At 58.7% G+C, this 22,923-nt stretch carries 23 protein-coding genes and 1 pseudogene; 18 read left to right on the top strand and 6 right to left on the bottom strand.

The genetic code is table 11. The features are described 5' to 3' along the window. The first annotated feature begins 163 nt into the window (after positions 1 to 163). Genes rfbB through BMS17_RS27320 form a run of 7 tightly spaced genes read left to right on the top strand, consistent with a single transcriptional unit; the run spans position 164 to position 7,245 of the window. Complete coding sequence (gene rfbB, locus BMS17_RS27350; protein ID WP_077432261.1) at positions 164 to 1,246, top strand: dTDP-glucose 4,6-dehydratase; 1,083 nt, start codon at positions 164 to 166, stop codon at positions 1,244 to 1,246. Next, complete coding sequence (gene rfbA / locus BMS17_RS27345; protein ID WP_077432260.1) at positions 1,243 to 2,118, top strand: glucose-1-phosphate thymidylyltransferase RfbA; 876 nt, start codon at positions 1,243 to 1,245, stop codon at positions 2,116 to 2,118. The genes rfbB and rfbA overlap by 4 nt, the downstream gene beginning before the upstream one ends. Further along, positions 2,115 to 2,660: a dTDP-4-dehydrorhamnose 3,5-epimerase gene (rfbC, locus tag BMS17_RS27340; RefSeq protein ID WP_046031282.1), complete on the top strand. Its 546-nt coding sequence runs from the start codon at positions 2,115 to 2,117 to the stop codon at positions 2,658 to 2,660. Before rfbA ends, rfbC begins: the two co-directional genes overlap by 4 nt. Continuing rightward, positions 2,657 to 3,526: a dTDP-4-dehydrorhamnose reductase gene (gene rfbD / locus BMS17_RS27335; protein WP_046031283.1), complete on the top strand. Its 870-nt coding sequence runs from the start codon at positions 2,657 to 2,659 to the stop codon at positions 3,524 to 3,526. The genes rfbC and rfbD overlap by 4 nt, the downstream gene beginning before the upstream one ends. A 36-nt stretch (positions 3,527 to 3,562) precedes the next feature. Further along, positions 3,563 to 5,371 (top strand): ATP-binding protein, encoded by a 1,809-nt coding sequence (locus tag BMS17_RS27330; protein WP_046031373.1) that lies wholly within the window; start codon positions 3,563 to 3,565, stop codon positions 5,369 to 5,371. Next, positions 5,368 to 6,750, top strand: coding sequence for a sigma-54 dependent transcriptional regulator (locus BMS17_RS27325; RefSeq protein ID WP_046031284.1), 1,383 nt, complete (start codon positions 5,368 to 5,370; stop codon positions 6,748 to 6,750). Before BMS17_RS27330 ends, BMS17_RS27325 begins: the two co-directional genes overlap by 4 nt. Positions 6,751 to 6,789: 39 nt before the next feature. Continuing rightward, on the top strand, positions 6,790 to 7,245 hold the full coding sequence (locus BMS17_RS27320; protein WP_046031285.1) for a thioesterase domain-containing protein: 456 nt from the start codon (positions 6,790 to 6,792) through the stop codon (positions 7,243 to 7,245). Between the two features lie 100 nt (positions 7,246 to 7,345). On the opposite strand, the gene cysQ is transcribed toward BMS17_RS27320, so the two are convergent. After that, positions 7,346 to 8,173, bottom strand: coding sequence for a 3'(2'),5'-bisphosphate nucleotidase CysQ (cysQ, locus tag BMS17_RS27315; RefSeq protein ID WP_077432259.1), 828 nt, complete (start codon positions 8,171 to 8,173; stop codon positions 7,346 to 7,348). After that, positions 8,170 to 8,736 (bottom strand): ADP compounds hydrolase NudE, encoded by a 567-nt coding sequence (gene nudE / locus BMS17_RS27310; protein ID WP_046031287.1) that lies wholly within the window; start codon positions 8,734 to 8,736, stop codon positions 8,170 to 8,172. The genes cysQ and nudE overlap by 4 nt, the downstream gene beginning before the upstream one ends. 89 nt (positions 8,737 to 8,825) lie before the next feature. On the opposite strand from nudE, the gene yrfG reads away from it, so the two are divergent. Beyond that, a complete protein-coding gene (gene yrfG / locus BMS17_RS27305; RefSeq protein ID WP_046031288.1) occupies positions 8,826 to 9,488 on the top strand; it encodes a GMP/IMP nucleotidase in 663 nt (220 codons plus the stop codon). Between the two features lie 127 nt (positions 9,489 to 9,615). Here yrfG and lysM read toward each other — a convergent pair whose 3' ends face one another. After that, positions 9,616 to 10,056 carry a peptidoglycan-binding protein LysM gene (lysM, locus tag BMS17_RS27300; RefSeq protein ID WP_077432258.1) on the bottom strand — a complete coding sequence of 147 codons (441 nt, stop codon included), beginning with the start codon at positions 10,054 to 10,056 and terminating at the stop codon, positions 9,616 to 9,618. Positions 10,057 to 10,192: 136 nt separating this feature from the next. Here lysM and BMS17_RS27295 point away from each other — a divergent pair, with 136 nt between their 5' ends. From BMS17_RS27295 to BMS17_RS27275, 4 genes are all read left to right on the top strand, one after another. Then, positions 10,193 to 11,080 carry a LysR family transcriptional regulator gene (locus tag BMS17_RS27295; protein WP_077432257.1) on the top strand — a complete coding sequence of 296 codons (888 nt, stop codon included), beginning with the start codon at positions 10,193 to 10,195 and terminating at the stop codon, positions 11,078 to 11,080. A 94-nt stretch (positions 11,081 to 11,174) separates the two neighbouring features. Further along, the gene (fdhD, locus tag BMS17_RS27290; RefSeq protein ID WP_046031291.1) at positions 11,175 to 12,014 is read left to right on the top strand and encodes a formate dehydrogenase accessory sulfurtransferase FdhD; all 840 of its coding nucleotides are present in this window, start codon (positions 11,175 to 11,177) and stop codon (positions 12,012 to 12,014) included. After that, positions 12,011 to 14,359 carry an FdhF/YdeP family oxidoreductase gene (locus tag BMS17_RS27285; RefSeq protein ID WP_077432256.1) on the top strand — a complete coding sequence of 783 codons (2,349 nt, stop codon included), beginning with the start codon at positions 12,011 to 12,013 and terminating at the stop codon, positions 14,357 to 14,359. Before fdhD ends, BMS17_RS27285 begins: the two co-directional genes overlap by 4 nt. A gap of 329 nt (positions 14,360 to 14,688) precedes the next feature. Continuing rightward, positions 14,689 to 15,177 (top strand): glycine zipper domain-containing protein, encoded by a 489-nt coding sequence (locus tag BMS17_RS27275; RefSeq protein WP_046031293.1) that lies wholly within the window; start codon positions 14,689 to 14,691, stop codon positions 15,175 to 15,177. Positions 15,178 to 15,248: 71 nt separating this feature from the next. On the opposite strand, the gene BMS17_RS27270 is transcribed toward BMS17_RS27275, so the two are convergent. The 3 genes from BMS17_RS27270 to BMS17_RS27260 all read right to left on the bottom strand — a co-directional run bounded on the left by BMS17_RS27270 (position 15,249) and on the right by BMS17_RS27260 (position 19,071). Continuing rightward, positions 15,249 to 15,668: a thioesterase family protein gene (locus BMS17_RS27270; protein ID WP_077432254.1), complete on the bottom strand. Its 420-nt coding sequence runs from the start codon at positions 15,666 to 15,668 to the stop codon at positions 15,249 to 15,251. 138 nt (positions 15,669 to 15,806) lie between these two features. Further along, a complete protein-coding gene (locus tag BMS17_RS27265) occupies positions 15,807 to 17,033 on the bottom strand; it encodes a 3-hydroxyacyl-CoA dehydrogenase (RefSeq protein WP_077432253.1) in 1,227 nt (408 codons plus the stop codon). A 103-nt stretch (positions 17,034 to 17,136) separates the two neighbouring features. Beyond that, positions 17,137 to 19,071: an ATP-dependent DNA helicase RecQ gene (locus BMS17_RS27260; protein ID WP_077432252.1), complete on the bottom strand. Its 1,935-nt coding sequence runs from the start codon at positions 19,069 to 19,071 to the stop codon at positions 17,137 to 17,139. Between the two features lie 779 nt (positions 19,072 to 19,850). Here BMS17_RS27260 and BMS17_RS27255 point away from each other — a divergent pair. From BMS17_RS27255 to BMS17_RS30825, 6 genes and pseudogenes are all read left to right on the top strand, one after another. Further along, positions 19,851 to 20,126 (top strand): hypothetical protein, encoded by a 276-nt coding sequence (locus tag BMS17_RS27255; RefSeq protein WP_046031297.1) that lies wholly within the window; start codon positions 19,851 to 19,853, stop codon positions 20,124 to 20,126. 41 nt (positions 20,127 to 20,167) lie between these two features. Beyond that, the gene (locus tag BMS17_RS27250; RefSeq protein WP_256577279.1) at positions 20,168 to 20,359 is read left to right on the top strand and encodes a hypothetical protein; all 192 of its coding nucleotides are present in this window, start codon (positions 20,168 to 20,170) and stop codon (positions 20,357 to 20,359) included. Between the two features lie 331 nt (positions 20,360 to 20,690). After that, entirely contained in the window at positions 20,691 to 20,990 is a 300-nt protein-coding gene (locus BMS17_RS27245) for a hypothetical protein (RefSeq protein ID WP_046031299.1), read from the top strand. A 129-nt stretch (positions 20,991 to 21,119) separates the two neighbouring features. Beyond that, complete coding sequence (locus tag BMS17_RS27240) at positions 21,120 to 21,434, top strand: type II toxin-antitoxin system RelE/ParE family toxin (protein ID WP_046031300.1); 315 nt, start codon at positions 21,120 to 21,122, stop codon at positions 21,432 to 21,434. A 2-nt stretch (positions 21,435 to 21,436) separates the two neighbouring features. Continuing rightward, positions 21,437 to 21,724, top strand: a complete 288-nt coding sequence (nadS, locus tag BMS17_RS27235) for a NadS family protein (protein ID WP_046031301.1) — start codon at positions 21,437 to 21,439, stop codon at positions 21,722 to 21,724. Between the two features lie 46 nt (positions 21,725 to 21,770). Then, positions 21,771 to 21,926 (top strand): annotated as a pseudogene (locus BMS17_RS30825) (YhfG family protein); the annotation flags it as partial. Positions 21,927 to 22,923 lie beyond the last annotated feature (997 nt).

The raw sequence follows: 22,923 nt of genomic DNA, 5'->3' as shown, positions 1-22,923 counted from the left end.
GAAATTTTATTAGGCGCTTATATCGCCACTGCATCGATCGATAATCAACCCCCGTTGACACTGTAAATCCCAAATACGACCAACAACCCTCTTGCACCACCCTGCTCCTGCCGACAAGCTATGCTCATTCGCTTTATCGTCTTTCGGAAAAAGGCTGGCCAACATGCGTATTCTCATCACCGGCGGTGCCGGTTTCATTGGCTCTGCCCTGATTCGTCACCTGATCCGGCACACCGGGCACGAAGTGCTCAACCTGGACAAGCTGACCTACGCCGGCAATCTCGAATCCTTGACTAGCATTGCCACCGACACCCGCTATGAATTCGTGCAAGCCGATATCGTTGATCAAGCGACCGTCAGCGCGGTGCTGACGCGCTTCCAGCCGCACGCAATCATGCACCTGGCAGCCGAATCCCATGTCGACCGCTCCATCGACGGCCCCTCGGATTTCATTCAGACCAACATTGTCGGTACCTACAGCCTGCTGGAAGCGACCCGCGCCTACTGGCACACCTTGGCCGAGCCTGAAAAAGCCGCCTTCCGTTTCCATCACATTTCCACCGATGAGGTGTACGGCGACCTGCACGGCGTCGATGACCTGTTCACCGAAACCACGCCTTACGCGCCGAGTTCGCCGTATTCCGCCAGTAAAGCCGCGTCCGACCACTTGGTCCGCGCCTGGCACCGAACCTACGGCTTGCCGGTATTGCTGACCAATTGCTCGAACAATTACGGGCCATTCCACTTCCCCGAGAAGCTGATCCCGCTGGTGATTCTCAACGCCCTGGCCGGCAAGCCACTGCCTGTGTACGGCAACGGTCTGCAAGTGCGTGACTGGTTGTTTGTTGAGGATCACGCTCGCGCGCTGCTCAAAGTGGTCACCGAAGGGGTAGTCGGCGAGACGTACAACATCGGCGGTCACAACGAACAAAAGAACATCAACGTGGTGCGTGGCATCTGCGCCCTGCTCGAAGAACTGGCGCCGCAAAAGCCTGAGGGCATGGCGCACTTCGCCGATTTGATCACCTTCGTCCAGGACCGTCCCGGCCACGACCTGCGTTACGCCATCGACGCCAGCAAGATCGAACGCGAACTGGGCTGGGTACCTGAAGAAACCTTCGAAACCGGCCTGCGCAAAACCGTTCAGTGGTATCTGGATAACCTGGAGTGGTGCCACCGTGTCCAGGACGGCAGCTATCAGGGTGAACGCCTGGGCGCCATCAATACCAAGGAGCTGCTCGCATGATGAAAGGCATTGTTTTGGCAGGCGGCTCGGGCACGCGTCTGCACCCGATCACGCTGGGCGTGTCCAAGCAGCTGTTGCCGGTCTACGACAAACCGATGATCTACTACCCGATCTCGGTCCTGATGCTGGCCGGCATCAAGGACATTTTGCTGATTTCCACGCCTCAGGATTTGCCGCAGTACCGCAACCTGTTGGGTGATGGCAGTCAGTTCGGGGTGAACTTCAGTTATGCCGAACAACCGTCACCGGACGGTCTGGCGCAGGCATTTCTGATTGGTGAAGAATTCATTGGCGATGATCCGGTCTGCCTGATCCTGGGCGACAACATCTTCCATGGCCAGCACTTCGGCGATCAATTGAAAAACGCGGCAAAACGCCCCTCCGGCGCTACCGTGTTCGGCTATTGGGTCAAAGACCCGGAACGCTTTGGGGTGATTGATTTCGACAGTGAAGGCCGCGCCTTGTCGATCGAAGAAAAACCGAAAAAACCAAAGTCCAGCTACGCGGTGACCGGGCTGTATTTCTACGACAACGACGTGATCGACATCGCCAAGGCCGTGAAACCCTCGCCTCGCGGCGAGCTTGAAATCACCGACGTCAACAATGCCTACCTCCAGCGCGGCGATCTGCAGGTCGAGCGTTTCGGGCGCGGTTTCGCCTGGCTGGACACTGGCACTCACGACAGCCTGCTAGAAGCCTCTCAGTACGTGCAAACCATCGAGCACCGCCAGGGCCTGAAAGTCGCCTGCCTGGAAGAAATCGCTTACGAAAATGGCTGGATCAGCCGCGAGCTTCTGCTGGAGCGCGCCAGTTATTTCGGCAAGACCGGTTACGGCCAATACCTCTTCATGCTGGCCGGGGAAGAACAATGAATGTGATTGAAACCCGCTTGCCCGGTGTATTGATCATTGAACCCAAAGTCTTTGGTGACGAGCGCGGCTTTTTCTACGAAAGCTTCAATGCCAAGGCGTTCGAAGCGGCCACCGGCCTGAACACGCAATTCGTTCAGGACAACCACTCACGCTCGCAGAAAGGTGTGCTGCGCGGTCTGCACTATCAGCTGGAAAATACCCAAGGGAAACTGGTGCGGGTGACCGCCGGGGAAGTGCTCGACGTCGCGGTGGATATCCGTCGCAGCTCGACACATTTCGGTCAGTGGGTGGCTGTGCGATTGTCCGCCGCAAACCATCGGCAACTCTGGGTGCCCGAAGGCTTTGCCCATGGGTTTGTGGTACTCAGCGACTTCGCCGAGTTTCTCTACAAGACCACGGATTACTACACGCCGTCCGCCGAACGCAGCATCCGCTGGGACGATCCGACCCTCGCCATCGACTGGCAACTGGAAGAACCCCCGCAGTTGTCGGCCAAGGATCAGAACGGTCAGTACTTTCTAGAGGCTGATCTGTTTCCATGAGAATTCTCATCAGTGGTCAGAGCGGTCAGGTCTCGCGTGAGCTGCAGCGGCGCCTGGGTGATGTCGACGAATTGATTGTGCTGGGGCGCGATCAGCTTGATCTGGCTCAACCGGAACAGATTCGCCAGCACGTACAGCAGGTTCGCCCCGACCTGATTATCAATGCGGCGGCTCACACCGCTGTCGATCAGGCCGAGAGCGAACCGGAGCTGGCATTTGCCATCAATGCGATCGGCCCGGGCGTGTTGGCCGAAGAAGCGCAGGCACTGGGCGTCCCGCTGATTCATTACTCGACCGATTACGTGTTCGACGGCTGCAAGACCGAACCGTACAACGAAGACGATGCACCCAACCCGCTCGGCGTCTACGGCAAGAGCAAACGGGCCGGTGAACAGGCGATCACGGCTGTTCAAGGCCAGCATCTGATTTTGCGCACCAGTTGGGTTTACTCGACCCACGGCCGCAACTTCCTGCTGACCATGCAACGCCTGCTGCAAGAAAAACCGGAATTGCGCATTGTCGCTGACCAGATCGGCGCGCCCACCTGGGCCGGCACGATTGCCAGCAGCACCGTCGCGCTGATTGAACGCTGGAAAGCGGGACAGGCCGGCGCTTGGGGCACGTACCACCTGACAGCCCAGGGTGAAACGTCATGGTTCGGCTTCGCCCAGGCCATTGGCGATGCGCTTCGCGAACAGGGCAAGCCGTGCGCAAACCTGCTGCCGATTCCGTCCAGCGACTACCCGACACCGGCTGCCCGGCCACTGAACTCGCGCCTCGATTGCAGCCGACTGCAGCGTGAATGGGGTGTCAGTCAGCCTGACTGGCAAACCGCGTTGCGCGAGTGTCTTGCCGGGCAAGCCTAGGCATAATGCGCCTGTACCCCCAGGCGCCCGATGCTCATGACTCCGACCCTCCCTCGCAGACCCCGCTGGCGCAGCCTCGCCCTGGTGGCGCTATGCCTGGCGCCGTTACTGTGGCCGCTGGAGCACTTGGCCGAGCGCTATTACCGCAGCGAACTGGCCGGGCAAAATCGCCAAACCCTCGACCTGTACGTCGCCAACCTGCTGGGCACGCTGCATCGTTATGAAGTGTTGCCGCAAATCCTCGGCGACTTGCCGGCCCTGCGCGCGGTACTCGGCGCGCCGGACGATAGCGTCACCCAAGGCAATGCCAACCGCTTGCTGAAAAACATCAGCACCCAGACCGGTGCCGAAGTCATGTACTTGATGGACACCCGCGGCAAAACGCTGGCGGCGTCCAATTGGGACAAACACGACAGCTTTGTCGGCCGTAATTTTTCCTTTCGGCCCTATTTCAGCGAAGCCATGGCCGGGCGGCTCGGACGGTTTTTCGGCCTGGGCACGACCTCCGCCAAACGCGGCTACTTCTTCGCCGCCGCAGTACGCGATGGCGAAAAAGTCATCGGCGTGCTGGTGGTCAAGGTTGATCTGGACCACACCGAAAGTCTCTGGGGCAAAACCCCGGAACAGCTGTTGCTGACCGACCATAACGGCGTGGTCATTCTCACGTCACGGCCAGAGTGGCGCTTCCGCTCGACCCGTCCGTTGAGCGACGAAGAAAGCAAAGCGATAACCGCGATCCAGCCCTACCCGACCCGTGACCCCAAACCGCTGAAGCTCAACCCCAACGCCTGGCTGACTCAGACCCAGCAGATCGCCGAAACCGGCTGGAACGTCAGCATCCTCGCCCCGCGCACCTTGATCGACCGACCGGTGCGTACGGTGGTCGCCATCGGAGGCGCCACGCTGTTGGTGTTGATGCTGCTGCTTGGGCTGATGATGCAGCGCCGCCGCCATTACCTCGAACGGATCGCCTTCGAAGCCAAGGCCCGTCGCGAACTGGAAGGCCGGGTCGCCGAACGCACCAGCGACCTCGAAGGTCTCAACCGGCGTTTGAAACAGGAAGTGCTGGAGCGCGAACACGCCCAGCAGGAACTGGTGCGCGCGCAGGATGATCTGGTCCAGGCCGGTAAATTGTCGGCATTGGGAACGATGTCGGCGAGCATCAGCCACGAACTCAATCAGCCACTGGCGGCGATTCGCAGCTACGCGGAAAACGCCGAAGTGCTGCTCGATCATCAACGCACCGACGATGCGCGCGGCAATCTCAAACTGATCAGCGAACTGACCGGGCGCATGGCCTCGATCATCGCTCACCTGCGCGCCTTTGCCCGGCGTGATCGTCACGCGCCGGAAAGTGTCGCTCTGCAACCGGCGCTGGATGATGCGCTGGCGTTGCTGGCCAAGCGCCGCCGCAGCATGGAAGTCGAGCTTATCCGCGATTTGCCGGCCGCCACGCTGTGGGTCGAGGCCGGGGAAACCCGTCTGCGCCAGGTGCTCGGTAACCTGTTGGCCAACGCTCTGGACGCGCTGACCGAAAAAGGTCCACCGCGTAAACTCTGGTTGAGTGCCCAATCCACCGCCGACGGCGTCCATCTGTACATTCGCGACAACGGCCCCGGCTTTTGCATGGAAGCCCTGGGTCGCGCCAGCGAGCCTTTCTACACCACCAAGACTCGCACACAAGGGCTTGGGCTGGGGCTGGCGATTTGTGAAACTCTGATGCGTGCCTTCGGGGGTGAACTGTCGTTCGCCAACCACAAGGAAGGCGGCGCCCTGATTACTTTGAAGCTACGCGCTGGCGCACCGGGTGTGAGCCTGCAACCGTCCGAGGACCGAAGTGCATGACCATCGACAACCGCATCCAGGTCGTGTTGATCGACGACGATCCCCACCTGCGTCAGGCCCTGAGCCAGACCCTGGACCTCGCCGGCCTGAAGATCCTGCCGCTGGCCGAGGCCAAGGGCCTGGCCGTGCAATTGGAGCGCGACTGGCCGGGCGTGGTGGTCAGTGACATTCGCATGCCGGGCATGGACGGTCTCGAACTGCTGACCGAACTGCATGCCCAGGACCCGGAGCTGCCCGTGCTGCTCATCACCGGCCACGGCGATGTACCGCTGGCGGTGCAAGCCATGCGCGCCGGGGCTTATGACTTCCTGGAAAAACCCTTCGCCAGCGATGCCTTGCTCGACAGTGTGCGTCGCGCCTTGGCGTTGCGTCGGTTGGTGCTGGATAACCGCAGCCTGCGTCTGGCCTTGAGCGATCGCAATGAATTGAGCACCCGGCTGGTCGGGCAATCGGCGCCGATGTTGCGTCTGCGCGAACAGATTGGCGCGCTGGCCGCGACCAAGGCTGATGTGTTGATTCTGGGTGAAACCGGTGCCGGCAAAGAAGTCGTGGCGCGGGCGCTGCACGATTTGTCGAACCGTCGTAATGGCCCGTTCGTGGCGATCAATGCCGGTGCGCTGGCCGAGTCGGTGGTGGAAAGCGAGTTGTTCGGCCACGAGCCCGGAGCGTTCACCGGCGCGCAAAAGCGTCGCATCGGCAAGTTCGAGTTCGCCAACGGCGGCACGCTGTTCCTCGATGAAATCGAAAGCATGAGCCTGGATGTGCAGGTGAAATTGCTGCGATTGCTACAGGAGCGCGTCGTCGAGCGCTTGGGTGGCAATCAATTGATCCCGCTGGACATCCGCATCATCGCCGCGACCAAGGAAGACCTGCGCCAATCCGCCGATCAAGGACGCTTTCGCGCCGACTTGTATTACCGCCTGAACGTCGCACCGCTGCGCATTCCGCCGCTGCGCGAACGTGGCGAAGACGCGTTGATGTTGTTCCAGCATTTCGCCGATGAAGCCAGCGCCCGCCACGGTTTACCCTCCCATGAATTGCAACCGGGGCATCGCGCCCTGTTGCTGCGCCACACCTGGCCCGGCAACGTTCGCGAGCTGCAAAATGCCGCCGAACGCTTTGCCTTGGGCCTCGAACTGGCGCTGGACAACAACACGCCCGGCGGCGGCCCCAACACGATGGTTGATGTGGTCAGCGGCGGCTTGAGCGAGCAAGTGGAAAACTTCGAAAAGAGCCTGATCGCCGCCGAACTGGCGCGCTCACACAGCTCCGTGCGCAGCCTTGCCGAAGCGCTGGGCATCCCGCGTAAAACCTTGCACGACAAGCTGCGCAAACATGGGCTGATCTTCACCAGCGGCCCGACCGACGATCTCGATTGAGCGACCGTTAATCAACACCTTCAGACAAGAGGCCCATGCATGAACCGCGACAGTCGTCACCTGGAATCCATTCTCCATCACGACATCCCCTTGACGCAGGCCATGGGTATCAAAGTGCTCGACTGGCACGACCAGCAATTGCGCCTGTACTTGCCGCTGGAAGCCAACGTCAACCACAAAAGCACCATGTTCGGCGGCAGTCTCTATTGCGGGGCGGTGCTGGCGGGTTGGGGCTGGCTGCATTTGCGCTTGCGTGAAGAGGGGATAAAAGACGGGCACATCGTGATTCACGAAGGGCAGATCAGCTATCCACTGCCGGTGACCATGGACGCGACGGCGATTTGTCAGGCACCGAGTGCGGCGGTGTGGAAGAAGTTTTTGGTGATGTATCAGCGCTATGGGCGAGCGCGGTTGACGTTGCATTCGCGGATTGTGAATGTCGACAGTGATGACGATGCGGTGACGTTTACCGGGCAGTACGTGCTTCACCGTTGACGCAAAAATTCGCAGCCTCGTTTCACTCGACAGCTCCTACAGAAGACCGCGCGCCCCTTGTAGGAGCTGTCGAGTGAAACGAGGCTGCGTTTTTTGATCTTTATGCCCGCGCCAACGCCAGCAGTTTTTCGCGCCAGGCAGCCTTCGCCGGCAGTGCCAAAAAGAACTCATTCAACAACGACTCGCGCGCCGGATAGCAAAACGGCGCACCGCTCAAATCCAGCACCTCGCCGCCCGCGCCTTCCAACACGCCTTGCGCAGCTGCCGTGTCCCACTGCGACGTCGGCGCCAGACGCGGATAACAATCTGCCGCCCCTTCCGCCAACAGGCAGAACTTCAGCGAACTGCCGATATTGGCCAGTTGCAACTCACCCAGACTCTCGCTCAACCCGGCCAGCAAGCGCTCTTGTTCCGGGCTGGAATGCCGACGGCTGGCGACTACGGTAAACGCCTCGCCCGCCGCGGGCACTTCGCGGACCTGGATCGGCAATGGCTCACCGCCCTTGTCGCCGCGCCAGGCCCCCAAACCTGCTCCCCCGACGTAGAAACGTCCGTTGGTCGGCATCGACACCACGCCAAACACCACACACCCGTGCTCGATCAGCGCGATGTTGACGGTGAACTCTTCACTGCCGGAAATGAATTCCTTGGTGCCGTCCAACGGGTCCACCAGCCACCAGCGCTGCCAACCGGCGCGCACGCTTTGCGCGATGTTGGCGTCTTCTTCGGACAGCACAGGAATACTGGGGTCCAGCGCAGTCAACCCGGCCAGAATCAAATGATGAGCCGCCAGATCGGCAGCGGTCACTGGCGAATCGTCAGCCTTGGCCGTCACGGTTGTTCCGGTGCGCCAGAACGGCAGAATCGCTTCGCCCGCCTTCAAGGCCAGTTCAACCACCGGCGCCATCAATGGATGCGGAAAATTCATGGCAGAAACACCCCTCGCTGAGTCAGCAGATCACGGGCCAGATACAGCGCCGCCAAGGCACGGCCCTCGGTGAAGCGCGGGTTCTGCGCCAGGGCAGACAGTTCATGCAGATTGATCTTGTCCACGCCCATCGGTTCAGGCTCGTCGCCCTCAAGGCTTTCCTCGTACAAGTCAGTGGCCAGCACCACCTGAATTTTTTGGCTCATGTAACCGGGTGACAACGACAACTCGGTCAGGTGCTCCAACTGCCGTGCGCCATAGCCGGCTTCTTCCTTGAGTTCCCGCTCGGCCGCCGCCAGCACGTCTTCGCCCGGCTCGATCAGGCCTTTAGGCAAGGACAGCTCATATTCATCCGTACCGCCGCAGTATTCCTCGACCAGTACCGCATGATCGGCATCGAGCATGGCCACGATCATGACCGCGCCATACCCCGCGCCCTTGCCGACCAAACGCTCGTACGTGCGCTCCACGCCATTGGAAAAGCGCAGTTTCAGCTCTTCGACACAGAACAAACGGCTGGTGGCAACGATCTCGCGGGCGAGTACGGTGGGTTTCTGGCGCATGAAAAGCTCCTTGGCGTGAACGCGTTACTATACCCGGCCTATCCTGATTGTTGACCTCGGATATCTTTTTTACCGCTGGAGATTTTTTAATGCCCCTGCTGCCCTGGCTCGACATCGATACCGTTCTGCTGGACATGGACGGTACGCTGCTGGACCTGCACTACGACAACCATTTCTGGATGGAGCACTTGCCCCAGCGCTACGCCGAATTGCACGGAGTGAGCCGAGCGATGGCCGAGTTGGAGTTGCAGCCGCTGTTCGAGCGCAATGCCGGTCAGTTGCAGTGGTATTGCCTGGATTTCTGGAGCGCCGAACTGAAGTTGCCAGTGCGCGAACTGAAACTGGAAACCGCCCACCTGATCGCCCTGCGCCCCGACGCGGATACCTTCCTGGCTGCGATCAAACAGGCCGGCAAGCGCGTGGTGATGATCACCAATGCGCACCGCGACTCGCTGTCATTGAAGCTGGAAAGGATTGAACTGGCGCCGTACTTCGAGCGTTTGATCAGTTCTCACGATTACGGTTTTCCCAAGGAAAACCCACAGTTCTGGGAGGCGTTACAGGCCGACATCGGCTTTGATCCGGCGCGCAGTCTGTTTATCGATGACACGCTGCCTATCCTGCGCAGCGCGCGCCATTTTGGCGTGGCACATCTGTTGGCGGTGAGTGAGCCGGACAGTCGAAAAGGGCCCAAGGACACGGCGGAGTTTGCGGCGCTGGGGGATTATCGGGATTTGATTGCAGGGCTCTAGACCGCGCCGCCTGCATCGCGGGCAAGCCATGCTCCTACAGGTTTTGCGTCGTATGCACTCCACGCGAACAACACAAAACCTGTAGGAGCATGGCTTGCCTGCGATGGCCATCACACGGTCTTGAACCTTACTCAGGAATCCGCAACGACTGCCCCGGATAAATCTTGTCCGGGTGCGACAGCATCGGTTTGTTGGCATCGAAGATTTTGTTGTACTTGTTGGCGTCGCCATACACGCGCTTGGAAATCGCGCTGAGGGTGTCGCCCTTCACAACCGTGACAAATACCGCCGCGGCCACCACCGGCCCGGTCACCGTGATCTGGTCATCCACACTACCGACACCGGCAATATTGCCCACCGCCAGCAGAATCTTTTCCTTCTCTTCCTGACTGCCAACTTCACCCGTCACGGTCACCTTGTCGCCGTCGACCGTCGCCTGCACATTCGGGTTACCCAGACCGACTTTGCTGATGTGCTCCTTCAACTGCTCACTGGCATTGGCGTTGCCGGGGGTCAGCAGATCCAGCAATTTTTCGCCTGCTTCCTTCACAAAGCTCAAAAGACTCATGGTGCACTCTCCTTGGGTTTAAAGTTCCAGACGCAAAAGACTAGCCCAAGCCTGTCATCCCCGGTTCCAACCCGACCAATGACGTCGATCCGGCGCAAGCGCTAGAATCGCGCCTTCACCGCGCCCTGGAGCGAAGATGGACATCAAGCAGCTGAAATTCCTCATCGCCCTAGACGAAACCCGGCACTTCGGCCAGGCCGCCGCACGTTGTCACATCACCCAGCCAACCTTGTCCATGCGCCTGCGCAGCCTCGAAGAAGAGCTTGAATTGCCGCTGGTCAATCGCGGTCAGCGTTTCGAAGGGTTTACCGCCCCCGGCGAGCGCGTGCTGGCCTGGGCGCGCACAGTGCTGGCGGCTTACGACGGTTTGCAGGCTGAAGCCGCGGCCTGTCGTGGCAACCTGGTCGGCACATTGCGGTTGGGCGTGGTGCCGTTGTCGAGTTTCGATCCGTTGCCCTTGATGCAACGCTTGCACGCCGAACACCCGAACCTGCGCTTCGAACTCTCGGCGTTGAGTTCCGAGCAAATCCTCGAACAGCTGGCGAACAACCGCCTCGACCTCGGCGTGTCCTATCTGGAGCGTCTGGACAACGAGCGCTTCGATTCGCTGGCCTTCAGCGAAACCCGTATGGGTCTGCTCTACGACCAGCGCTTCTTCAATTTCGGCGAGGCGCCGTTGAGCTGGGAATCGTTGATCGAACTGCCTCTGGGCATGCTCACCAGCGGCATGCACTTTCGCCAATCCATCGACCACAACTTCCACAGCCGTGGCCTGACGCCCCAGCCGTTGCTGCAAACCGATGCAGTCCATCAATTGCTGCAAGCGGTACACGGTGGCATGTGCTGCGCGGTAATGCCGCTGGACGGCGGGCTGGAGAACCTCACCGATCACCTGCGCCTGCAACCGATCGAAAACGCGCAGACCCTCGCCCGGCTGGGGCTGATCATGCGTCGAAGTGCGCCGCGTTCGGCGTTGGCGGAAGCCTGTTTCGCGCTCTATCAGAAATCACCAATAGCTTCTTGATCGACGGCATCTATCGGCAGATCAGTAATAGCGATTAGACGCGACAAGTTGACACGCCTAGGCTTAAAGCTGACTAAAACGTCGGTGATACCTCATGAACGCCAAGCGCCCTACTTGCGCGGCGCCTGCCCTCGACACGCCCGCGCCAGACGCTAGCCAGAAGTACAGTTTTTGCGACCTTCAATACACCGAATCGGCCAGCACCGCGCTGGCTGAAGAAGTCGCGTTGGCGATCGCCTACAACGGCATCAGCCAAGCCGTAATGCTGGTGACACCGACGGACCTTGAAGACTTTATTGTCGGCTTCAGCCTCGGCAGCGGCATCATCGAAGACGCCAACGACATTTACGACCTGCAACTCAGCGGCTCGGGCTCGGCGCAGTACGCGCAAGTGACCATTGCCAACCGCGCCTTCTGGAACCTCAAGCAACAGCGTCGGCAATTGGCCGGCACCAGCGGTTGCGGGCTCTGCGGCGTGGAAGCCGTGGAACAGGCGTTGCCGGATCTCAAGGTGTTACCCGGTGCACCGCTGCCGCCTGCTGAATGGCTCGATGGCCTGCGCCAACGCATCGGCGCCTTCCAGCCGTTGGGCCAGCATTGTGGCGCAGTGCACGCGGCGGTGTTCATGAACGGTCAGGGCGAATTGCTGATGGGCCGTGAAGACATCGGTCGGCACAACGCCCTCGACAAACTGATTGGCGGGTTGATCCGCCAGAAGATCCCGACCACCGGCGGCCTGGCGATTGTCACTAGTCGGTGCAGCCTCGAACTGATCCAGAAAGTATTGCGCGCCGGTATCCAGACCCTCGTCAGCCTGTCGTCGCCCACGGGCCTCGCCGTGCAATGGGCCCGTCGTCACCACCTCAATCTCATCCACCTGCCGCAAAAAAGTGCGCCGCGGGTTTACAGCCCTGCGATGGAGAACCAAGCGTGAGTCAACACCGTCAAGCCGATCAGACACCCGTCCCTCGCTACAAGCCCTATAAGGGCCCAGCCGGTGGCTGGGGCGCACTGATCAGCGTCGCCCAGGCCTGGTTGACCAGCGATAACGCACTGAAAAACCTGCGCATCATGCTCAAGACCAACCAGAACGGTGGCTTCGACTGCCCAGGTTGCGCCTGGGGCGATTCTCCGGAAAAGGGCATGGTGATGTTCTGCGAGAACGGCGCCAAAGCGGTGAACTGGGAAGCGACCAAACGCCGGGTGGACGGTGCGTTTTTCGCCAAGCACAGCGTTACGTCCTTGCTGGAGCAGAGCGACTATTGGCTCGAATATCAGGGTCGTCTGACTGAGCCTATGGTTTATGACGCCCAGACCGATCGCTACAAACCGATCAGCTGGGAGGGCGCCTTTGCGCTGATCGCCAAACATTTGAAGGGCCTGTCGAGCCCGGATCAGGCCGAGTTTTACACCTCGGGCCGGGCCAGCAACGAAGCGGCTTACTTGTATCAGCTGTTCGTGCGCGCCTACGGGACCAACAACTTCCCGGACTGCTCGAACATGTGCCACGAGGCCAGCGGCGTGGCGCTGGCGCAAAGTGTCGGCGTCGGCAAAGGCACCGTGACCTTCGATGACTTCGAGCACGCCGACGCGATTTTCGTCTGGGGCCAGAACCCCGGCACCAACCATCCACGGATGCTCGAACCACTGCGTGAAGCGGTGAAACGCGGCGCTCAAGTGGTGTGCATCAACCCGCTCAAAGAGCGTGGCCTGGAACGCTTCCAGCATCCACAGCACCCGATCGAAATGCTCACCAACGGCGACAAGCCCACCAACACCGCCTACTTGCGCCCAGCGCTTGGCGGCGACATGGCGCTGATGCGCGGCATGGCGAAGTTCCTGCTGCAATGGGAGCGCGACGCACAGAAGGCCGGTGAGCCGGCCGTGTTCGACCACGACTTCCTCAATGAACACAGCGCCAACGTGCTGGAGTACCTGGGCATCGTCGACGATACGTCATGGGAGCAGATCGTCGAGCAGTCCGGCCTGACCCTGGTGGAGATCGAGCAAGCGGCGCGCATGTACGCCAAAGGCAAGAACGTGATCATGTGCTGGGCGATGGGCATCACCCAGCACCGCCATTCGGTGGCGACCATCCAGGAAATCGCCAACCTGATGCTGCTGCGTGGCAACATCGGCCGACCGGGCGCCGGCCTGTGCCCGGTACGTGGTCACAGCAACGTGCAGGGCGACCGGACCATGGGCATCAACGAACGTCCGCCAGTGGCGTTCCTTGACTCGCTGGAGCGTCGCTTCCAGTTCAAAGTGCCACGCCACAACGGCCACAACGTGGTCGAAGCGATTCACGCCATGGCTGAAAGCCGCTCCAAAGTATTCATTGGCCTGGGCGGCAATTTCGCCCAAGCCACCCCGGACAGTCCACGCACCTTCAAGGCCCTGAGCAATTGCGACCTGACTGTGCAAATCAGCACCAAGCTCAACCGCAGCCATTTGGCCCACGGCAAAGACGCGCTGATCCTGCCGTGCCTGGGCCGTACCGACATCGACATCCAGACTGAAGGCCCGCAAGCGGTGACCGTGGAAGACTCGTTCAGTATGGTCCACGCCTCCAACGGCCAGTTGCAGCGATTGTCCGATCAGATGCGTTCGGAGCCGTCGATTATCGCCGGTATCGCCGCCGCGACCCTGGGCAGCAAACCGGTGGACTGGAACTGGCTGGTGGCTGATTACGGGCGCATTCGCGACCTGATCGCCGACACCATTCCGGGTTTTCGCGATTTCAATGAGAAGGTCAAGAACCCGGGCGGTTTCTACCTTGGCAACAGCGCCGGCGCGCGCAAGTGGAATACCCCGTCGGGCCGGGCCAATTTCCGTCCCAATACGCTGCCCAAAGACCTGGTGCACGAACGTACGCGCGCGACGGGAGTGTTGCCTGACTTGATCATGCAATCGATGCGTTCACATGATCAGTACAACACCACGATTTATGGTCTCAACGACCGTTACCGTGGAGTGAAAGGTCAGCGCGATGTGCTGTTTGTGAACGAAGCCGACATCATTCGCCTGGGTTTCAAACCGGGGCAGAAGGCCGATATCGTTTCGATCTGGGATGACGGACGTGAGCGCCGCGTCAAGGGCTTCACCCTGCTGGCGTTTGATATCCCGGCGGGGCAAGCGGCGGCTTACTACCCGGAAGTGAATCCGCTGGTGCCACTGGAAAGCACCGGGGATGGCAGCCATACGCCGACGTCGAAGTTTGTGGCGATCCGTTTGGAAGCAGCGAGTGAAACCGGATTGATCATGGCCAGGTCGGCCTGACGTCCCACCCCTGATCGTTCCCACGCTCTGCGTGGGGATGCAGCCCAGGACGCTCCGCGTCCCAATGCGTCCATTGAGGCGTTCCCACGCAGAGCGTGGGAACGATCACTCTTCGCGACGAACAACTTTCCAATCGCCCACAAAAAAGGCCGTTTCTGTATAGAAACGGCCTGTCCGAAGTAACTAAAGACCGGCGAAAAACCGTTAAGTTCCGTCTATAAAACAGTAACTTATCAAAATGTGCTGAAGTCGTGTTACTCGTCGGATTTCGATTGTCACACCCCTGACACAGCCTCAGGATCGCGCCGTCATCCCCTTGAGGTTCCCCCATGAAGTTCTCCTCGATTCTCTTGTTGTCCCTTGGCTTGGTCAGTGGCATTGCTTCTGCTGGCGGCACCACCGAAGCAGGTGTGGGCGGCGCATTGGGCGGGGTTCTTGGCTCGGTCGTCGGTCAATCGTTAGGCGGCAATACAGGTTCCACCATCGGCGCGGCCCTGGGCGGCGCGGGTGGTAGCGCAGTTGGCGCAAACAAACACAGCCGTGGCGAAGCCGCTATCGGCGGCGCACTGGGCGCAGCAGGCGGTAACGTGGTCGGCCGCAGCATGGGCGGCACCACCGGCAGCCTGATCGGCTCCGCAGCAGGCGGCGGCGCTGGTGGCGCGCTGGGTAACTACATGGGCAACAAATACGATGATGAGGGCGACAACGATAATCGCTCCTATCGCGGTGATCGTGGCTACTACCGTGACGGTCACCACGATCGTGGCCACCACTACGGTCATCGCAAGCACCACAAGTACTACCGCGACCGCGATTGAGACTTCAGTCGCCTCGCTAGCCGGTACGTCAAAAAATCGCAGCCCTCGGGCTGCGATTTTTTTTGCCCGGTCTAAACCACCAAACGCTCCAGCGCCCCACGCAATCCGGCCGGAATCGACACAGGCTGATTCGACAGGCGATCTACAAACACATGCACGAAGCGCCCGGCCGCGCAGGCTTCCTCTTCCCCTTGCTTGAACACGGCCAATTCATATTGCACCGAACTGTTGCCCAACTTGCCGACTCGCAGGCCGATCTCGATCCGGTCCGGAAACGCGATGGAAGCAAAGTAGTCGCAAGCCGAACTTACGACAAAACCCACCACCTCGCCGTCATGGATATCCAGGCCGCCGACTTCGATCAGGTAAGTGTTCACCGCCGTGTCGAAGAAGCTGTAGTAGGTGACGTTGTTGACATGACCGTAGGCGTCATTGTCGTGCCAGCGGGTGGTGATGGGCTGGAAGTGTGGGTAGTCGGTGCGTTGGCTCATGGGAGGCTCTCGTCTTGAAAGATCGTTCCCACGCTCTGCGTGGGAATCCAGCCCGTGACGCTTGGCGTCACAGTGGACGCAGAGCGTCCAAGGAGGCGTTCCCATGCAAAGCATGGGAACGATCACCGGTATTGAAGTCTACCGATCCGCGAATCCTTTACCCACCGCCGCCAACTCGCCAATCAGCCGCGCTGGCTGCCAGTGATCGCCGTGCCGGGTTTCCAATGCCATCAAGCGTTGGTGGATGTCCGCCAATCCTTGCTGATCCGCCCAGGCCATCGGCCCGCCCTTGTCCGCCGGGAAACCATAGCCGTTGAGGTACACCAGATCGATGTCGTGTGCCGACCCGGCAATGCCTTCCTCAAGGATCTTCGCGCCTTCGTTGACCAGTGCCAGCAAGCAACGCTCCAGAACCTCTTCAGGGCTGATTTCGCGGCGCTGGAAGCCCAAGCCTTCGCTGACCTTCAAGACCAGCGCATCAACCTCGACATCGTGCTCAGCCTGGCGACTGCCCGGTTCGTAGTGGTAATAGCCGTTGCCACTTTTCTGACCGAAACGCCCGAGTTCACACAGCCGGTTATCCACTTGAACCTCTGGCGCATCCTGCCCGGTGCCGGCCAATTCCCGCGCACGCCACCCCAGGTCGACCCCGACCACGTCGTACATGCGGAACGGTCCCATGGCAAAACCGAAACCTTGCAGCGCCGCATCCACCTGGTAGGGATAGGCCCCCTCCAGCAGCATCTTGCGCGCTTCGAGCACGTAGGTATTGAGCATGCGGTTGCCAATGAATCCGTCACAATTGCCCGCCACCACGCTGACCTTGCCCATGCGCTTGCCCAGCACCAGCGCGGCATCGAGTACCGCCGGCGCAGTCTGGGCGCCACGGACGATTTCCAGCAGTTTCATGATGTGCGCCGGGCTGAAGAAGTGCAGCCCCAGGACCTGTTGCGGACGGCGAGTGGCGGCGGCAATGGCGTCGATGTCCAGGGCCGAGGTGTTGCTGGCCAGGATCGCTTCGGGTTTGAGCAGGCCATCCAGTTCCCGGAAAATTTTCTGCTTCAGTTCCAGGTTTTCGTAGACCGCTTCAATCACCAGATCAACATCGCGGATCGATGCGTAATCGGCAGCCGCCGTTACCCGTGCGAGGCGCGCATCCGCCTCCGCCTGATCGATGCGGCCCTGACGCACGTTATGGGCGTAGGTGTCCGCGACGGTGGCCAGCGCCTGTTCAAGCATCTGCGGATTGTTATCCACCCACTGCACCGGCACCCCGGCATTGGCCAGACACATGACAATGCCACGGCCCATGGTGCCTGCACCGATGACGGCGGCACGCTGAATATTGAATGGCGTCTGGCTCATGATTTGCTCTCTTGTTGGCGATCCAAAGACAGCCCTCACCATAGTCAGACGCCCTGCATTTTTGAAATTTATTCCTGTGATGAGCAACATTCAGCGGATGGATCTACCCCGGGAGATGCGCCTCGGCCCACTCCCGCACGTCGGCATAGGGATAATTCTCCAGCGCCGCGAACCCCGCAATTGCCCGCACCTTGAGCTTGGTAAACAGCGGTACGCTGATGCCGCACAGAAACCGCGTGGCGCGCTCGGCCGACGGTGCATTGCCGGTGTGCTGCTCGTGCCTGTGGATAAAATCACCGCACAGTGCTTCGAAACTTTTATCCACAAGTGCCGGCAACTCCGGCGGTGCTGGCAGCCGGGCTACGTGCCCGTGACAGACCGAACAATGCCCGCACTGCCGAGGCGCGTTTTCATCACCGAAATACTCGGCCAGGCGATAACCCAGGCACTGGTCAGTGGCAAACAGATCAAGCATGGCGTGAATCCGAGCGATCTCGGTTCGCTCGTGTTGAGTGAAGTAGGCATGTAACTCGACACTCAAGGCCTGAGAATCAACTTCCGATTGCAGCAGGCTGTAGACCTCGGTCATCTGCTTGCTTTCGAGTTCGACCCAACCCTTTTCCTGGAAGTAATCCAGTGCCTTGACCACCCGATTGCGCTCGGCCTGGTGCTGCTCGTACAGCGCATCGAAATTCACCGTCGCCCAAGTCCGTGCGCGACTGGAGGTCTGGATGATTGCCGCGACAAAGTCCCTTCGCTCACCCTCAAAACGGGCTAACAGGGCCTCGGGTTCCTGCAAGTATTTGAAGCGGTATTCGGCGTAATAGGCGTAACGCGGGGCAATCAATCCGCGCAGTTCCAGTTGCACCAGCAAGGTCTTGAGCGGTAATTGCCGGATGTTGCTCTGGTCCGCCAGCGGGCCGATTAAAAACTCCCATTGACCTTCGGGGGCGGACGCTTGCAACTCGTCGAGTACGCAGCGAATGCCGTCCAGCTCCGGCGTATCGCCGTAGACGAAGTTTTCCAGCACGTTGAGGCTGTCGCGGTTGGCTAGCACCAGACAATCGGACGGCTGCCCGTCACGTCCGGCACGGCCGATTTCCTGGCTGTAGTTTTCGATGGATTTGGGCAGGTCGAAATGCACCACATTGCGGATGTCACTCTTGTCGATGCCCATGCCAAACGCGATGGTGGCGACGATGCAATTGGACTGCCCGCCCATGAAGCGTTTTTGAATGGCTTCGCGTTGTTCGTGGGGCAAACCGGCGTGATACGCCTCGGCCTGAATGCCGTTGCGGCTCAAATGTTCAGCAATATGCTCAGCGGTTTTTTGCAGGGTGACGTAGACGATGCTTGGCTGATTGGGGCGCTCGTTCATCCATTCGACCAGCCGTCGGCGTTTGTCCTGACCACGCACGGGCTCTACCAATAAGTTGAGGTTGGGTCGATAGAAACCCGTGGTCACTACGTCTTCCGGTGCGATGGCAAACTTGGCCTCCATGTCGGCGATGACCTTGGGCGTCGCGGTCGCGGTCAGCAGCAGCGCCTGTGGAATATTGAACTGGCGCTGGTAGTCCGGGAGCTTGAGGTAGTCGGGGCGGAAGTTGTGGCCCCACTCGGAAATACAATGCGCCTCGTCCACCACCAGTAGCGAGATGGGCACTTGCTGCAAAAAGTTACGGAAGCGCTCGTTCTTCAGCCGCTCCACTGAAATCATCAAGATCTTCAGCTCGCCAGACTTGGCCCGCGCCATCACATCACTGGCGTCATCACGGCTCTGCGCCGAATCGATGCTGCCCGCGGCAATACCGTGGCGTTGCAGGAACGCCAGTTGATCCTGCATCAGCGCCAGCAATGGCGAGACCACCAGCGTCAGGTGTGGCAGCAGCACGGCGGGTAATTGGTAGCAAAGGGATTTGCCCGAACCGGTCGGGAAAATCGCCGCCGCCGAGCGCCCGGCCAGCACCGCGTTGACCGCCGCCTCCTGACCAGGACGAAACTGTGGATAACCGAAAACCTGTTCCAGGGTGTTGTGCATAAGCTGTCACTCCGTTGACCGCTGCGAAGCCCAAAGCCTAGCCGGCAAACACAGCGAGTCGAGAAAAGGTCGGGGACCAAAACGATACGGGATGATACCGCGTCGCCCTATGGAGCTTTGCCACAGGATGAAACAAACGAAACACTTTGTTCCTCGCGGTGCCGCTCAATCTGACGGTAAGGTCTTTCTCGCAAAACAACCGTCCGCGCACTTCACATCACGGCAGGACGCCTGATGGGCGCAGCGTTTGAACAAGGAACGACCATGTTTAACAAACCGATTGTTGCAATTGCACTGATCCTGACATCCCTGCTGCTGAGCGCTTGCGACGGGCCTCCTGCAGAGCCACCGATACTCGCTACGTGCGACACCCTGGAATGTTCCGCCCAGCAGGCCTGTCGAACTTCCTGACAACTGCGGGTCAAGTGGCTCACACGACCACCCGTAGTTGCTCGATCAACCTCTGCTCCTGAAACACCCGGCTCTTGCTCACCCATGCGGCATGAGCCGGGCTGATTGCCCTTAAGCGTTGCACAGTCGTTTTCGAAACGTCCTACAGATTCTGACGCGCACCCTACCGAGGCTGGAAGCGTTGCGCCTGACAACCCCGTAGGAAATTCGCCCCCCAAAGGGTATTGCTGAAAAAACTCGGGGATCATGTAGGCAAAGAGCGACATTGACGGTAAATCCCCTACAAACCCCGTCCATTTGCGCGGTATTGCGACGCCTGGATGCGCGCCCCTATAGTTTGCCGCGCCGCTGAAAACAGGACGGACCCCATGCAAGACCGCTATCGCCCACTCAAAACCAGTTACAGCGAAACACCCGTGCTGGTCATCGACACTGACGCAGATCCTCACGAAATACTCGACGCCGCGCGACAACGCATCCGCGCCGCCAGCGGCCTGCTCGAAACCCTCTATTGCCTGTGCTTCAAACACGCCGATACAGGCGACATCCCAAACATCGTCAACGCGTTGTACCTGCTGACCCAGGACGGCAACGAACTGCTCGAAATTGCCCGGCAACGACTGCCGAAAATTACCGCTGGTTGATGCCCGGATGAAAATCCCTGTGGGAGCTGGGCTTGCCCGCGATGAACGATAACGCGGTGCATCTGATGAAATACAAAACACTCGACACTCAACTACCGCTCGACAAGGCAGCCTACGACGCATGGTTCAAAGCACAAGTACAAGCCAGCCTCGACGACCCTCGCCTCAGTATTCCAAATGAAGAAGTCAAACGCCTGATGGCAATCAAACGAGACAAATTGCGAAAGAGATAAATCTGTAGGCAACGCCCTATCAAAGCTTCATCCCGGTCCTACAACTACAGATCCCTTGTCGCCTTTCGCTGCTCGGCGGCTCACACCTATAGTCATGACCGTCGCTGGCATCAGCGGCTCGGGCTTGGTCACCCGATGGAATACATAAACGCGTCCGTTGTATGCTGCCGACACTCAAGTGTCTGCACGCTATATGGTGGCTGTGTTTGGGACGCCTTTAGGCGTGCCGGCCTTTATGGGTTCCAACGGTTGACCAACCCGAACACAGTCCGCCTCCATCGCTTGGTCACGATGGTGGTGGCTTCATCTAATGCATTTGAGAATACATAAAATGAATACATGGAACCCGTCCAAAACCGATCGCTACCTCCCGCTGCAAACCAACCTCACCGATTCCCCGCCCCTGATCATCGACACAGAGGCCAATCCCCAGGACATCCTCGAAGCTGCCATGCAGCGCATCCGAGCCTCCAGCGACCTCCTTAAAACCCTGCACTGCATCTGCTTCAAACACGGCGACGTCGAAGACATCCCCCACATCACCCACGCACTTTACCTGCTGACTCAGGACGGCTTCGACCTGATGCAAGTCGCCCAACAACGCATGATGGGCTGGAAAGCACCTGCCTGACGCTGCGTGAATAGATCGTTCTCACGCTGGACGTGAGAACGATCAACCACTAGTCGTAGCTGATCAAATGAAAGGCATTTCAAGGCAAATCGGCGTTGCCCTAAAGTAAGCCAATGGCGTACATTACCGATGATTTTCGTTGAGACCCAGATCTTCACCCGTCGAGCCAAAGAGCTGATGGATGACGATGCCTATAGCGCCTTACAGAAGGTATTAGTGGTGAACCCCTCGGTTGGCGACATCATCGAAGGGACAGGCGGAATTCGCAAAATGCGGATCGCGGCCAAGGGCCATGGCAAACGTGGCGGAGCCCGAGTGATTTACTACCATTTCGTCTCCGCGTCGCAAATCGCGTTGTTGATGATCTACCCTAAAAATGAACAACACGACCTGACCTCCGATGAACGCAAAGCGTTGAAATCAGTAATCGAACACTGGAGATAGCCGTGAGCAAGTTTTTTGATGAGCTAATGGAAAGCGTGCAACAGATGGACGAGATCGTACGGGGTGAGCGTCGGCCTTCCCGTGAATTCCATGTTGATGCGTTGCAAGTCAAAGAAATTCGCAAGGCTACTGGACTGACTCAGGCAAAATTCGCAGCGTTGATCGACGTCCAACTCGGTACTCTACGCAACTGGGAACAGGGTCGTCGCGAGCCGACAGGGCCCGCCAAAGCGCTGCTGAAAGCCATACATAATGACCCTGTTCATGTGTTGAACGCGCTAGCCGGTTGAACAGCTCCGTCCAGCATTCAAGCATTCGTAGCCCGAGACAATTGTGATGACTGAATTAACGTTCAAACATAAACAAGCTCACTACGAAAAGGACCGTCGTTCAAATTACTTGGCCAGCCTGCATCTTTCAGGATTCGACACCTCACTGGCGGACCTCGACAGACCACTTCCTACACGAGAAGAAGCGCTCGCCAAATACCGACAAGACTTTCCGCCACTATCTGCTCCCGCTCTTCCCCCCAAGTCTGGCGGACAATAAGATCCATCCAAGCCCAACCGACACTCCGCGATGGACCTTGCCCCAAACTTCCTCGTGAAGGCCACGTCACCAGCTAATGCAAACGCGCGAGAACTCAGCCTGCCTGCACACAAAGCAATCAGCATCACCATTCGATTAATTTCGACATAGACGCGACGATGCTGATGCACATCAAGTGATAGATCCGTTGTAAGAAGGATTCGTCATCGACTATCTCTACTTCAACCGGAAGTTCCCGATGTCAGCCTAAAACGCCGGGACGCGACAACAAGCTTTCGCTGACTATCGGCCATACTCTACAAGGTGATCAGGATTCTGCGGGTACACAGCGTCCAGAAAGGCTTTATCGCTCCAAAACCACATCAATCGCTACTAGCTGTCTGGCTTTCTTTGATTTGACGCGGATGCTGTGTTCTTTGAAATTTCGAGGAAGGTTTCCATATTCTGTTCTTCCAATTTTTTCGGTTCGGCTGGACATGCTCGAAAAATGGCCTACGTTTCTGTAGTGATCTTTCCTAGCATCCCTTGCAATTGCAAAACTCAGGTCACAAATTCCTCCATACCAAAGTCTTAGGGCATCTGATACAAGTATGATGGCAGAATGACTCCTATAGGATTTTCTCCACTGGATGCGGTAGAACCCCCCAAAAGGTAGATGCGATGAAAACCAAGGATATGGAAAACCTTGTTCTGAGTGTTTGTAACGAGAGAAAAAACATAAATTTAATTAATTGCAGCCGCTATAGCGCAAATGCAATACCCACCATAAAAAACAGTATTACTATAAATGCACTAACCCGCATCCAAACAGAATCAAAAAACACTAAAAACAAAAATTTCCGCAGCCAAATAGTCAGTCAACTTATAGACAATACTCACCCCAGTTTCAACAGACATCAATTACACCTTTCAGCTGCAATCCTCTTACATCCAAAAAAAC

The sequence above is a fragment of the Pseudomonas sp. C9 genome, assembly GCF_002000165.1.
Lineage (GTDB): Bacteria > Pseudomonadota > Gammaproteobacteria > Pseudomonadales > Pseudomonadaceae > Aquipseudomonas.
Note: the sequence above shows the minus strand (reverse complement) of the source record. Positions and strands in the feature narration are given on the sequence as shown.